Here is a 14,192-nt window from a genome sequence, read left to right on the forward strand (position 1 = left end):
ACATCGTCGGCTTTTACAACTGCAAGCGCATCAATTCAGCGTTGGGCAATCTGTCTCCCGCCGCCTATGAACGAAAAATGACAGCACGCGAACCTATCGCGGTGTCCGAAATTACTTGACCACAGCACCATGCCGGGTGCTTGTAGAATTTCGGACGTGTAGCCTAAGTTGCAAAAAAACAATGCCACGTATTGGCGTGTGAAGAGTACCATCAAAAAATTCAATGTGTCAACACATATTGGTTTTTGGCAAATGATGGAGCCTGTCAGAAATTTTGTGTGAAAGAAGTCATACGATAAAATTTATCCCTGGAAAGGATACGTATGACCATCGACAAAGCCACACTCGACAAACTGCTTGAAGGTGTAGACCCGAGCAACCCGCAATCCATGTTCACCGACGCCGGGCTGTTCGGCCAGTTGAAAAAAGCGCTTGCAGAAAGAATGCTACAAGCCGAGCTCACGCACCATCTGGAGCAGCAGCGCAATGCGCCAGAGCCGACGCGCAACCACCGCAACGGCAGCAGCAAGAAGTCGGTGCTGGCCGCCGAAACAAAACTTGAACTCGACATCCCACGCGACCGCGACGGCAGCTTTGAGCCGCAACTCGTGGCCAAGCACCAACGGCGTCTGCCGGGCTTTGACGACAAGGTAATCTCGCTGTACGCGCGCGGTCTCCCTCCCCTACAGAGACACACGTCGCGCTCAAGCAAAAGCTGGCCTCCTTCGCCATAATGGATAGCGGAGGATGACATATCCGACCGAGGCAGCCGCAGCAGAGCACCTGCCTCTCAGCACTATCGCGGCACAGTTGGCATTAACAGCCTTCCCCATCATCTGTTGAAGCGCTCGATGGATCGACGATGTTTCTGTTTCGCGCTGGCGGTGGATTTGCCATCACTCCGGGGCCAACATGGCACTTCGTGGCCCTTGCCGACGGACTGCGGCCGATTTCAACCGCTCTAGCCGACGCTAACTAGCGGTGGATGGCCCGGTGCTGAACCTTCACACTTCCCTATACGGAGAAAGGCGGTAGCGTTCGTCTTCCACGGCAGCGAAAGTATATCGGACTCAAGTTCGCGTTTCAGGCAAGCTACGACAGCGTCACGCCTTGTATGAATGAAAAAGTGGTCACCTTCGAAACTGTGAACCCGACACGTCACACTGCTTTCCTCTGCCCATTTCCCTGCGCTGGACACATGCTGATCCTCTGTTCCAGCGAAAACAGAAATCGGAATATCGAGGCTTGGCCCGGCTAGGTACGCGTAACGCTCCGCTAGTCCAAAATCGGCCCGTATCATCGGTAGCAACAGCGCCATCAGTTCCTGATTAGCTAGGATTTCGGGTGGCGTGCCATTGTAGTCGGCCAAGGCCTGAATCAGGGCATCATCGGACAAGCGATGAAGCTGCCGCGACTGGTTGCGGTGCTGTGGTGCCGCGCAGCCAGACACGATCAGGCGTTGCGGCATCGTCTTGCGCTGGCGCGCCAGACAACGCGCCACCTCGAACGCGATAAGCCCGCCCAGGCTATGTCCGAAAAATGCGTACGGCATATCGGCATCGCTCACGATCACATCCACCAGGGTCTCTACCAACTGCGTCATTGATTCGACCGGCGGCTCGCCCATCCGGGCGCCGCGCCCCGGCATCTGAATGGCGCTCAGCTCAATGTTTGGACCCAGCGCTCTCTGCCACGGTGTATATGCATGTGCGCCGCCCCCCGCATACGAGAAGCAATACAAACGTAAATTGCGGGTCGGCAACCGTGTGCCTACCAGCCAGGGTGTCTGTTTCATATTTCAGTACTCCTCCATCTAGATTATTCGGTTAACAATGCAGGTACGTCAAAATAGTCTGCGGGTCAAGGAACTGGTAGCGAACCCGGCTGACATAGCCTGCGTGGAACGGGCCGCCGAGAGATTCCTGGACTACAAGTTCGATCACTCCCTGTTCCACCTCGATCGATCGGACGCGCACGGCATCGAATTCCAGGTAACGCCGGACGCTAGTAAAACAAGCCTTGAAAAAGCTCTCTTTCGCTGAGAAAACCATCGTCAAGAGGCACGCCAGGGATAGCGACGTCTCAAGGCCGCGCAGGTAGGCTAATTCCTCAGCCGCTACGGCAACCGCCATCAGTGCCTTGCAGGATTCTTGGTCGGCTATGGATTCGACATCGATGCCAATACCAACCGTGCCGTCACGGCGCACTGCCACGGCGAGCGCGTACTCGCGGTTGTGCGTAATGCTCCCGCACACGCCGCCTGGCCAAATCGGCTCTCCCATACCACCCACCGTCACCGGTGCGGCAGCGACACCAAGGGCATCGAGCGCACTGCGGGCGCATAAGCGACCGTAGAAATATTCGCTCTGTCGCTTGGCAACGCTGCGGGCGATATGTGCCGGGCATTCGACCCCACACACGTTAAACAAAGCGCTGTCGAAACCATTGACCGAATAACGCAACATATACAACGACGGCGGAACGTCGCTGGCTGCGTACAGATTTAGGGGAAGCTCATGCGGTGCAGCACCCGGCCGCCCCCCTAAAGCCAGGCGGGCGGCATCGGTCAATACTGCAGCACGCGTGATCATGCCACGCTCACTCGTGTCGGCGCCAAGCGCTGAATTTCGGCGCCGTTCCGCCGTAGCGCGGCGTTCAACGCGCCGGCCACGGCGCCGATGTGCTGCGCTTCCATCATGCTGTAATGATCACCTTCGACCACCGTAACGTCGAGTTGTGCTTGGCACAGCCTCGACCATCGCTGGTGTGCGTCACAGCGGCCGCCAGTGCGCGCCAGCACCAGTGCGACCGGTACTGCCACGGGAGCCGGCCGCCAGGAAGCCAGCGCCCGCGTAATCGATGCCCGCACTGCCACATGCCGGCGCAAGGTTTCCAGGTCAACCGCTGCCGGCAGTATCTTCGCTGTGCGGCAATGATCGAGTACCGCCGCAAGGCCTTCGCCAGCGACCGCGGCAAGCGTCGTTTGTTCATCCTCGCCCAGACTGCCCATCAGCACCGCCAAGTCGTCACAATCCGGATTGCCCGTGAGGCTGGGCACGCGGGCGGCCAACCCCTGGTAGTCGCTGCTTGTGTCGAGCAAGCCAACTAGTTCCACAGTTTCGCCCTCTGTCTGCAAGACGGCCGCCATTGCGCAGGCAATGGTACCGCCAGCCGACCAGCCCGCGATGCGGTACGGCCCAACGGGCTGGACGTGGCGTACCGCGGCCACGTATGCCGCTGCCATCTCTCCGATATCGGAAAGTACTGTTTCACCAGCAAGGAAACCAATCGCCGCAAGCGCGTAGACCGGAACGTCCCCATCGATCATCGGCGCCAGATCGGTGGCGTAACCGACTTCACCCTCGCCGGGGTGGACTAGGAACAGCGGCAACGCCGAACCTGCCCACGCTGGACGAATAGTGACCAGGTTTGGATATGGCGCAGCCGTCTGCGTGTCGATCAGCGCCGCGAGAGCAGCGACGGTTGGGGCAATAAACAGCGAGCGCACGGCTATGTCCGTGTCGAGATGCTGTCCCACCATCGATACCATGCGCACGGCCAGCAACGAGTGTCCGCCAAGGTGGAAAAAGTCATCGTCAATGCCGACCCGCTCCCGGCCCAACAGCTCTTCCCATATCCGGCATAGCTGTTTCTCCGTATGATTGCGCGGCGCGACGTACCGCGCGCCATGTTCCTGCACAGCGGGTGAAGGCAAGCGCTTGCGATCGATTTTCCCGTTCGCGTTCAGTGGCATGGCGACCAGCTGCACAATTACCGCAGGCACCATATAAGCGGGCAGCACGCGCGCCAATTCGCTGCGCAGGTGCTCGCCCCATGGTGGCATGCCTGCAGAAATTTGCGCGCCTTCGTCATGCCGGACGAGATATGCTACCAAGTAGTCCCCACTTGCCGCAGAATTGGCGACGACGATCGCATCGGCAACGCCATCGAGTCGCCGCAAGGCCGCCTCAATCTCTCCCGGCTCGATGCGCAAGCCACGCAACTTAATCTGAAAATCGCTGCGACCGCAGTAATGGATTGCGCCGTCCGGCAACCGGCGCACCAGATCGCCGGTTTTGTACAGTCGCGCGCCTTCGATATCACTGTAAGGATCGGGAATGAACTTTTCAGCGGTGAGCGCCGGATGCCCGAGGTAGCCACGCGCCAGCTGCGCGCCACCGATATACAATTCGCCAAGTACGCCCTGCGGAACTTGGCGCCCATGCTGGTCGAGCACATGTAGCTGGGTATTGGCCACAGGATACCCAATCGGCACCACGTCCGCCTGCCTGCCTCTGATACAAGTCCAGTAGCTGGCGTCGATCGTGCATTCCGTCGGTCCGTACAGGTTATGGACTGCCACTTGCGGCAACATCGAGAACAACTGCTGTACGAGCGCGCCGGGCAATGCTTCGCCTCCGCAAAAAATTTGTCGCAGCGATTTGCAGCGATCAAGCCCCGCCTGGCCGGTCAACACTGTTAGCATCGACGGCACATATTGGACGACTGTGATGGCGTTCTGCTGGATGATATCCACCATGTAACGCGGATCCAAGTGGCCATCCGGGCGAGCCAGTACCAGGCGCGCGCCACAGATAAGCGGTGCCCAAAACTCCCACACCGCCGCGTCGAAGCCGTATGCGGTCTTCTGCAAGACGCGGTCGTCCGCGTCAAAACCGAACTGTTCCACCAGCCAGCGCATTTGGTTGGCTATGGCACCATGCTCAATCATTACCCCCTTCGGATTACCAGTCGAGCCCGAGGTATAAATGACGTACGCCAGATGTCCGGGCAGCACATCGACCGTCGGCTCGGTGGCAGACAGCGATGCCCAGTGGCAAGCATGCGCGTCTAGCAGCACCTGTTCGCAGTGCTGTGGAAGATGCTCCACCAGACGTTCCCGGGTCAGCACTAGGCGCGGAGCAGCATCGGCCACCATGTAGGCCAAGCGTTCCGGAGGCAACGACGGATCGAGCGGCACATAAGCACCACCCGCCTTCAGCACGGCAAGCATCGCCACAACCATGTCGAACGAGCGTTCGGTGCACACCCCCACCAGTATGTCTGGACCCACGGCATGGTGCCGCGCGAGGTGGTGCGCCAGCCTGTTCGATCGCGTATCAAGTTCGGCATAGGTCATCACGTCTCCCTCAAAAACAAGCGCGACCGCGTTTGGCGAAAGATGGGCCTGCCGCGAAAATAACTCATGCAAGTTGGCCTCGTCGGGGAACGCCCGAACGCTGTCGTTGCACGCAAGTAGCTGCTGGTACTCCGGCGGTGCCAACAGATCGGTATCGAAAACGCAGGCATGGGGGGTCGCCGTCAGCGATGCCAGTAAGCGCTCAAAGTGCCCAGCCATGCGAATGATCGTTTGCGCGTCGAACAAATCGGTGCTATAGACCCAGTTCATGCGCAGCGCGCCATTTTCTTCCTGGACGTTAAGCGTAAGATCGAACTTGGCAATCACGCCCCCATCCCGCACCGGGCTCAGTACGAGCGAAGGCAACTCCAGACCGCCCTCGTCTGCTTCCTGCCAGGCGAGCATGATCTGGAACAGCGGGCTATGACGCATGCTGCGCACAGGATTGATGCGCTCGACGATCTGCTCGAACGGCACTTGCTGATGGGTGTAGGCATCGAGCAAGGTACGTTTGCTTTTTCCCAACAGGACGGCGAAGCTCGGATCCCCCGTGAGATCGCTGCGCAGTACCAGGGTATTGGCAAAGAACCCAATCAGCGCAGCCACCTCGGCTTGCTCGCGGTTAGCAACCGGCGTGCCGATTACGATGTCATGCTGGCCACTGTAGCGGGACAGGAACGCCGCCAGCGCTGCATGCAAGCCCATGAATAGCGTGGCGCCTTCCGCAGCGCATAGGCGTCGCAATTCACTCACCGTTGGTTCCTTCACCAGTGAAATATGCGAAGCCCCGGTGAAGGTTTGGCTTTGCGGACGAATGCGATCGAGCGGTACCTGGTGCTCGACAGGCAAGTCCTGCAGCTGCTGCAACCAGTAGTCAAGTTGGCGGTCAAGCACGTCGCCCTGCAACCAGTTGCGCTGCCATACAGCATAGTCGGCATACTGTATGGCCATGCGCGGTAGCGGATCGGACTCGCCACGCGAAAAAGCGTGATACAGGGTGCACAGCTCGTCGATCAGGATGCTCATCGACCAGCCGTCGGCAGCGATATGATGGACCGTAACGAGTAGTACGTGTTCTGTGGCATTGGTGCGTATCAGCTGCGCGCGCAACATCAAGTCGGCAGCAAGATCGAACGGGGTGGTTGCGTGTATCGCTGTCAAAGAATCAATGCATGCAAGGCGTTCGTCTGCCGGCATCCCTACCAGATCGTGCACGTCCAGCGAGAACTGGTCGGCATGGCGGATCACTTGCAACACATCCTGGTCGGGACCGGTATCGAAATTGGTACGCAGGCTCTCATGGCGATGTAGGATGCGCGCAAACGCATGCTCAAGAGCGACAACGTCGAGCGTCCCCGACAAGTTGAGCGCGCCGGAGATATTGTAATGCGCGCTGCCGCCGTCGATCTGCGCCAGCGTCCACAAGCGCTGCTGTGAATACGAGGCTGGTAGCGCACCATCACGCAGCGCCGCGACCAGCGGAGGCCGGCCAAGGCCGGCATCGAGCTGGTCGATCGCATCTGCAAGACCACCAAGCGTGGGCCGGTCGAACAAGGTCTTAACCGGCAGGCGCACCTCGAACGACTGGTTCACAGACGCGATCAGGCGCATGGCCAGTAGCGAATGGCCGCCGCTATGGAAAAAGTTGTCATCGACATTTACCTGTGCCACACCCAGCACTTCTTGCCAGAGACCAGCCAGCAACTGTTCGGTCTCTGAGCACGGCGCCTGGCCAGCGGTGGCGGCATGCTCCGGGTTTTTCACCTCGCTAGCCCAAGAGCGTAAGGCGCGCTTGCCGGTGCGGCGCTCAATACGGCCTAGGTACTCAAGTGCGCCCTGCGGTAGCCGGCGCACCATGTCCCCGGTCCGATATAGTCGCTCCCCACCCGAGACAGGGCTGGCAACGAAATTCCCCGCGATCGTGCCCATCCGATCCTGTGTATGATGCGCCAGGCCAGTGCCACCAAGGTGCAGCTCGCCCGCCACGCCCAGCGGCGTCAGCGAACCGTGCCGATCCAGTACGTGCAGCACGATCTGATGCCCAGCCTGCGCTGCCAGTGCGCCTGCCAAGTCGTGCCGGGATGCGCGAGGCGCGGGGCTATCGACGCGTTGCTGTGCCAGCAGTTCCCTGACCTGCGCATCGTCAAGGCACAATGCGCCATCGATCCCGGTGCGCGCAAGCAGGTCACGCGTACTCAGCACCGTGGCTAGCGCCGCATTGGTCAGCATTTTGCGCAACCGCGAGGCGCCATGCGACGGTTTCACCGGCAGGACCGCGCCGCCCGCCTTGAGCACCGCCATGATCGCCACCACCATTTCAGCCGAGCGCTCGAGGCAGACGCCGACGACCATGTCCGCCCCCACCCCATACTGCTCGATCAGAATATGTGCCAGCTGGTTCGCACGCATGTCGAGCTGCGTGTAGGTAACTTGCTCTTCCCCGAAAACAAGGGCCACGGCGTCGGGTTGCTCAGCGGCACGCGTTTCGAACCACGCTTGCATGCAACGCTCGCGCGGGAAGTCGGCTAAGGTCATGTCCCAACCCAGCAGACGGGCGTGTTCAGCCCGGCCGATGAGCGGTGCCGCCATCACGTTGCGGTCGGGTGACGCCACCAACGCCTCCAACAGGCGACCAAAGTTGTCCGCCATGCGAATGACAGTATCCGGCGCAAACAGGTCACTGTTATAGCTCCATCCCATTTGCAAACCGCCTCCGCTCTCGCTTATAGTGAGCGTCAGCTCGTATTTGGCAACTACAGATGGTTGCGCCACCGGCTCCAATGCCAGCCCCGGCAAGTCCAGTGTTCCCTCCTCGTTGTTTTGCAGGACCAGCATGACCTGGAACAGCGGGCTGTGGTTCAGGCTGCGCTCGGGACGCAGGCGCTCGACGATCTGTTCGAATGGCACCTGCTGGTGCGCATAGGCGTCGAGCAACGTGCGCTTGCTTTGCGCCAGCAAAGCGTGGAAACTCGGCTCGCCATCGAGATCGCTGCGCAACACCAGCGTATTGACGAAGAAGCCGATCAGGTTCGCTACCTCGGCCTGTTCACGGTTGGCGATCGGGCTGCCGACCACGATATCGGTCTCGTTGCTGTAGCGGGCCAGCAGCGTGGCAAACGCCGCGTGCAGCCCCATGAACAACGTGGCGCCGTGTTCACGGCACAGTGTATGCAACGCGCTGGTGATGCTGGCATCGATAGCGCTGGCATGCACCGCGCCGTGAAAGCTTTGCAGACGCGGACGCGGGTGGTCGAGCGGCAAGCCGTGCACGACCGGCAGATGCGCCAGTTGCCGCTCCCAGTACCCGAGCTGCTCGTCGAGCACCGCGCCCTGCAGCCAGTGGCGCTGCCAGTGTGCGTAATCGGCGTACTGAATCGGCAACGCCAGCAAAGCATGGTCGCGGCCATCGGCAAAGGCCTGGTATAGCACTCCGAGCTCGTTGACCAGGATTGCCATCGACCAGCCATCGGATGCGATGTGATGCATCGTCACCAGCAAGATGTGCTCTTCTGGCGCCAGGCGCAGCAGGCGTGCGCGCAGCATCAGGTCGGCACCCAGGCCGAACGGCGTCGAGCCATCCTGGGCCAGCAACGCATTTACCGCCGATGTCTGCGCCGTAGACAACAACGCGGACAGGTCTTCCACGCCCATCGAAAAACCGCCGGCCGGCAGGATCGACTGCACCACCGTGCCATCGCCGGTGGCGACAAAACACGTCCGCAGGCTTTCGTGGCGTTCGACGATCGTTGCCAATGCCTGCCGCAGAGCCGTCTGGTCCAGTTTGCCGGTCAGGCGCAATGCGCTGGGCATATTGTAGTGCGTGCTGCCGCCGTCGATCTGGTCGAGCATCCACAGGCGCTGCTGCGCGTACGACGGCAATAGCGTGGCGCCGCGCGGGGCGGCTACCAGCGCCGGGCGCGCCGCGCTCCGGTCGAGCGTTGCCACGTGACGACCCAGCTCCTCCAGCGTTTTCAGGCCGAACAGGTCCTTGAGCGGCATTTGCACACCGAAGCGCTGGTTGATGCGCGCGACCAGACGCGTGGCCGACAGCGAGTGGCCGCCCAGGGCAAAGAAATTATCGCCCAGACCCACCTGTGCCACACCCAGGATCTCCTGCCACAGCGCGCACAGCTCGTGTTCGAGCGCGGTGCGTGGGGCCAGGTACACCTGCTGCACGGCCAGGTCGGCCGGCGGCAACGCCTTGCGGTCCACCTTGCCGTTGGTGGTCAGCGGCAAGGCCTCCAGATGAACGAATGCTGACGGCACCATGTAGTCAGGCAAAGCTTGGCCCAGGTACTGGCGCAGGGCGTCGTTCGATATGGCCTGATGTGGCACCACGTACGCGACCAGCCGCTTGCCGCCGACACCGTCCTGCGCCACAACCAGTGCCTCGCGGATCGCTTCGTGGCGTTTGAGCGCACTTTCAATCTCGCCCAGTTCGATACGGAAGCCACGGTTCTTGACCTGCTGGTCGATGCGCCCCAGGTACTCGAGGTTGCCATCGGCCAGCCGGCGCACCAGGTCGCCGGTTTTGTACAGCCGTTCGCCCGCCGCCAGCGGGCTGGCGATGAATTTTTCGGCCGTGAGTTCATCGCGGTTCAGGTAGCCGCGGCCCAGGCCCAGGCCGCCGATATGGAGTTCGCCAGCAATGCCCTGCCCTGCCAGCTGGCTGGCAGCATCGAGCACGTAGGCGCTGGTATTGGGCAGCGGACGGCCGATGTGCGGGCGCGGTCCCGCGACCACGCACCAGGTGGAATCGACCGTGCACTCGGTGGGACCGTAAACGTTGACGGCAGTCTTGCCGTATGTCGCCTGCCAGTCCACCAGCGTGTCCCACAGCGCCGGGCTGATCGCCTCACCGCCGATGATCAGGTTGGGCAGCTGCGGCGCCAGGCCGGCGGCAAACCAGGCCTCCACCAGCATCGGCGCGCAGTCGAGCACGTCAATACTGGCCAGCGATGGCGCCAGCAATGCCGGATCGCGCCGTGCATCGTCACTGACCACATACAGCGGACAGCCGAGCGCAAGCTGGGAGATGCCCTGCACCGATGCGTCGAACGCATAGGAAGCGAGCCAGCCCCAGGTCTCTCCCGCCGCGATCAAATCCATGTCGCGGACGCCGAAGGCCAGGTTGCTCAGCGCGCCATGCTCGATCGTCACGCCTTTCGGATTGCCGGTCGAGCCGGACGTGTAGATCACGTACGCCAGGTGATGCGCCGCCACGGTGCGCCCAAGGTTGGCGTCCGGCTGGCCGGCCAGGCGCGGATCGTCGAGGTACAGCGCCTGCCCGGCCGACAGCGGTGTGCGTGCATGGACGGCACGCGTCGTCAGTACGGTCGTCAGAGCCGCATCGTCCAGGATGTAGGCCAGCCGCGCCTCGGGGTACGACGGGTCGAGCGGCACATAGGCGCCGCCGGCCTTGAGCACGGCCAGGATCGCTACCACCATCTCGATCGAGCGTTCGATACAGATGCCCACTAGGACGTCCGGCCCCACACCGCGCTCGGCTGCCAGCCAGTGCGCCAGCTGGTTGGCGCGTGCATTCAATTCGGTGTAGGTCAGCTGCGTGGCACCGCACGCGAGCGCCAGGGCGTCGGGCGCGGCTGCCGCATGCGCTTCGAATATCGCCGGCAGTGACAGCGCGCCCCGCCGTTCGACACAGGGTCCGGTTGCTGTCGCGATCTCATGATCGCGTTCGGTGGCGTCAAGCGTGGCCAGGCGCGCCAGCGGCAGATCGGGATGCTTTATCACGGCGTGCGCGAGTTGCAAATAAGTGCGCGCCATGCGCGCCGCTGTCTCCTCAGTAAACAAGTCGGTGGCATATTCCCAGCAGAGCGCGAACCCGGCAGCGTCTTCGGTCACTTCCAGCTGCAGGTCGAACATCGCGCTACGCGATGCGGGCCGCTCGACGACACAGCTCACGTCTCCCAGGGACAGCGCCGGAATATCGTTGTTTTGCAGAACAAAGCACAGTTGCACCAGAGGGCCAAAACTGGAGCTGCGCACGGGGGCACAAGCGCGTACCAGATCATCGAACGGCAATTGCTGGTGCGCGAATGCGCGCAAGGTTTCCTCCTTGCTCGAGGCAAGCAGCTCACGGAATGAACGGCGTGCGTCTATCGCGTGGCGCAATGGCACCAAGTTAACAAAGTAGCCGATCAGGTGCCAGATATCTTCATGGCGGCGGTTCGCCATGGGAGTACCAATGATCACGTCTTCGTTTCCCGAGTAGCGGGTCACAAGCGCACCGAACAGCGTTTCGAGCAGCATGAACGGTGTAGCACCCACGCTGGCGGCCAGGCAGCGTAATCCATCGGCGGCCTCGGCATCGAGCTGCTGGTGCAGTTGCTGGCCGCGGAAACTGCGCTCCGCCGGGCGGACGAAATCGGTGGGCAAACCGTGCAGCGAAGGCGCGTCGGCCAAGGCTGTCCGCCAGTAGTCCAGCGAGGCCGCGTTTTGCGCCAACTGGAGTGGTGCCGCCAGCCATTGCGCGTAATCTGCGTACTGGATCGCTGGTGCCGGCCCGCTCACGCACCCGACATAGGCATCTTGCAACGATTTGACCAGAATGCCCAGCGACCAGCCGTCGGAGGCAATGTGGTGGAGCACGACGACGAGCCGATGGTGATACGCATCGAGGCGTATCAAATGCATGCGCAGCGGCGCGTCAGCAGTTAGATCGAACGGGGCAGCGAACAGACTTTCCTCGATCGCCAGTACGGCGTCGGCATCCGCGCTGTCTAACTCGGTCATGCCGATGGGTACGGGCTGTGGCGGCAATATGCGCTGGAAGAGTTCGCCATCGATCTCGTAGAACACCGTCCGCAGGCTTTCGTGCGCCGCCACGATGCCGGTAAAGGCGGCATGAAGCGCGGCCAGGTCGAGTGCGCCTTCCAGATCGAGCACGCGGCAGAAATGGTAGGCCTGGCCGACGGCATCGAATCGGGAGACCAGCCACAACTGGCGTTGTCCGGCCGAGGCTGGCAACGGATGGTCACGGTCCGCGCGCTGGATCGCGCCAGTGGAGAAGGCGTCGCGGTCACGTGTCCATTCCAGCAACTGTGGTTTGAACTGGCGCAGCAGCGCGGCTACGTCGGCCGTCAGGGTCCCAGGCGCCGCCGTTACCTTGAGCTGCGTTCCGTCCAACGACAGACTGATGTTTTTTTCCTGGCAAAGCTGTAGTAGGCTGTCGAATTCCATGAGCAATATCCGATAATTCAAGGGTTAAGGCAATGCGGCAGCTACGCCCGGCGCCTGGTGAGGTCGCCGGTGCGGGAGTGCTCGTTGCTGGAGTATGGCGCTCGCTTCAGGCCGCGATGGCCGCGCCGGACGAGGTCGGGGCGCCGTTTACCGCCCGCTGAAACTGCTCACGGACCACCCTCCCCTCCTCCATGAAGATCAAGCGGTCGGCGCAATCGAAATAGCGGTCGTCATGGGTGATCACGATTACCAGCTTGTTGTTCGACTTCATCGCGGGAAGGATTTCTCGGTAAAAGACTTGCTTGAATTCAGGATCCTGGTCGGCAGCCCACTCGTCGAATACGTAAATATCCTTGTCCTCGAGCAGCGCCACCAGCAGCGCCAGGCGACGGCGCTGCCCGTCCGACAGCTTGGTAGTGGTAAACCGGCCATCGACGAAGCACGTCTTGTCCTGCAGCCGCAAGGTGCGCAGCCAGGTGGTAATGTTTTCCAGATCGGCTGCCGTATGGGAACGATACAGTTGGTTAAACAGGTAGTAATTTGAAAAGATCACACCGATGCGAGCGCGCGCCTGGTCAATCTGTCCGGCAGCGAGGGGAGCATCGTCGAAATATACGGCACCGGTGGCGCTCTGGTAGTGCAGTGAGATCAGCTTGCTCAACGTCGACTTACCCGAGCCGTTGCCGCCTACGATGAAATTGATCTGTCCGGGCTCGAACGACAACGTGGTCGGCGACAAGGCGAAGCCCGGATCGGCGGCGGCAGGTTCCTGGCCTGGGTACCGGTAGCTCACCTCGCGCACACTGAATTGCCGCCATGGCGGCAGGATAGCAGCAGTAGCGGCATGGCTTTCCTCCTCCATGGCATCCAAGCGGTGGATGCGGACGATTGCCACCTGGCCCATGCGCAGATGCTGCATCATGCCCAGGATGCTGGCGACTGGCGCGGCGATGTACAGGAGAGCCATGACGACACCATAGTTCTCCACCGCAGGAATCGGGATGTAGCGCGGCATGACAAACACGATCAGGCCGATGATGAAGAAGGCCAGCAGGTCACTCGATGTGCCGGCAAGGTGGATCACCGCGTCGCCGAGCTTCTCCAGCCGCACCGACTGCCGCTGCGGCACTGCCAACGCCTGCTGGAGGTAGGCGCGCGACTTGGGCCGATCTAGCTTGAGCTCATACACGCCCATGATCAATCCGCGTATTCCTTCCTGGAGGACATCGCGTAGACTGCGCGCCTGATCGTAGGGCCTGGTGGCAAAGGCTACCGGCAGCTGGAACATCGCCACTCCCACTCCGATGGCAGTGAGCACGATCACGAATACCGTGAAATTCATGGTGGCAAGATACCCCAGCATCCCCACCACGGTCACCGCCGACACTACCACCATGGGAATCGCCACGGCGGCGGCGGCGACGGTGTTGACGTCGTCGATCAGGACATTGAGCAGGCGCGGGAAGCCGACGCTTTCAACATCGGCAATGCGCATCTGGTTGATCTTGCGCGCGATTTCGAGGCGCAGTTCTGCCATGGCCGACTTGGCGATATTATTAACCAGAATCACAGAGAGAGCCTTGGCGCACAGGATCAGCAGGCAGACCAGAAAAAACATGGCCGCCCCGGTTCCCTCGGCCATGCCCAACACCGAAGCGGTGCTATCGGGCGCGACATTGGCTCCAAATTGCGCGCCGGACCGGGCGCCGCCTTGCGCCCCCAGCGCGCGCAGCACGAATGGAATGATCAGGCTGTACAACGCGCCAGCGACGGCGCCGATCGTCATCGAAAATACGAGCAAGACAGGCGAGTGGCGGTACAACAGGGTTGAAATCGATATTGGCTTGGGTGT

At 61.4% G+C, this 14,192-nt stretch carries 4 protein-coding genes and 1 pseudogene; 1 reads left to right on the forward strand and 4 read right to left on the reverse strand.

Translation table 11 applies throughout. From position 1 onward, the window contains the following. Positions 1-323: 323 nt before the first annotated feature. Positions 324-677, forward strand: a pseudogene (locus CSZ94_RS22450) (transposase); the annotation flags it as partial. Between the two features lie 284 nt (positions 678-961). Here CSZ94_RS22450 and CSZ94_RS22455 read toward each other — a convergent pair. The 4 genes from CSZ94_RS22455 to CSZ94_RS22470 form a co-directional block, all read right to left on the reverse strand. After that, positions 962-1,795, reverse strand: a complete 834-nt coding sequence (locus tag CSZ94_RS22455) for a thioesterase II family protein (protein ID WP_102123556.1) — start codon at positions 1,793-1,795, stop codon at positions 962-964. Between the two features lie 31 nt (positions 1,796-1,826). Then, positions 1,827-2,591: a 4'-phosphopantetheinyl transferase family protein gene (locus CSZ94_RS22460; protein ID WP_102123557.1), complete on the reverse strand. Its 765-nt coding sequence runs from the start codon at positions 2,589-2,591 to the stop codon at positions 1,827-1,829. Further along, complete coding sequence (locus CSZ94_RS22465; RefSeq protein WP_102123558.1) at positions 2,588-12,340, reverse strand: non-ribosomal peptide synthetase; 9,753 nt, start codon at positions 12,338-12,340, stop codon at positions 2,588-2,590. Before CSZ94_RS22465 ends, CSZ94_RS22460 begins: the two co-directional genes overlap by 4 nt. 106 nt (positions 12,341-12,446) lie before the next feature. Then, entirely contained in the window at positions 12,447-14,126 is a 1,680-nt protein-coding gene (locus tag CSZ94_RS22470; protein ID WP_180977582.1) for a cyclic peptide export ABC transporter, read from the reverse strand. Positions 14,127-14,192 lie beyond the last annotated feature (66 nt).

It is taken from the genome of Janthinobacterium sp. ROICE36 (genome assembly GCF_002869965.1).
Classification (GTDB): Bacteria; Pseudomonadota; Gammaproteobacteria; order Burkholderiales; family Burkholderiaceae_D; genus Janthinobacterium.

Coding starts and splice junctions, on each gene's coding strand:
- CSZ94_RS22470 (WP_180977582.1), bottom strand. CDS start 14,126: ATGACGATCGGCGCCGTCGCTGGCGCGTTGTACAGCCTGATCATTCCA.
- CSZ94_RS22455 (WP_102123556.1), bottom strand. CDS start 1,795: ATGAAACAGACACCCTGGCTGGTAGGCACACGGTTGCCGACCCGCAAT.
- CSZ94_RS22460 (WP_102123557.1), bottom strand. CDS start 2,591: ATGATCACGCGTGCTGCAGTATTGACCGATGCCGCCCGCCTGGCTTTA.
- CSZ94_RS22465 (WP_102123558.1), bottom strand. CDS start 12,340: ATGGAATTCGACAGCCTACTACAGCTTTGCCAGGAAAAAAACATCAGT.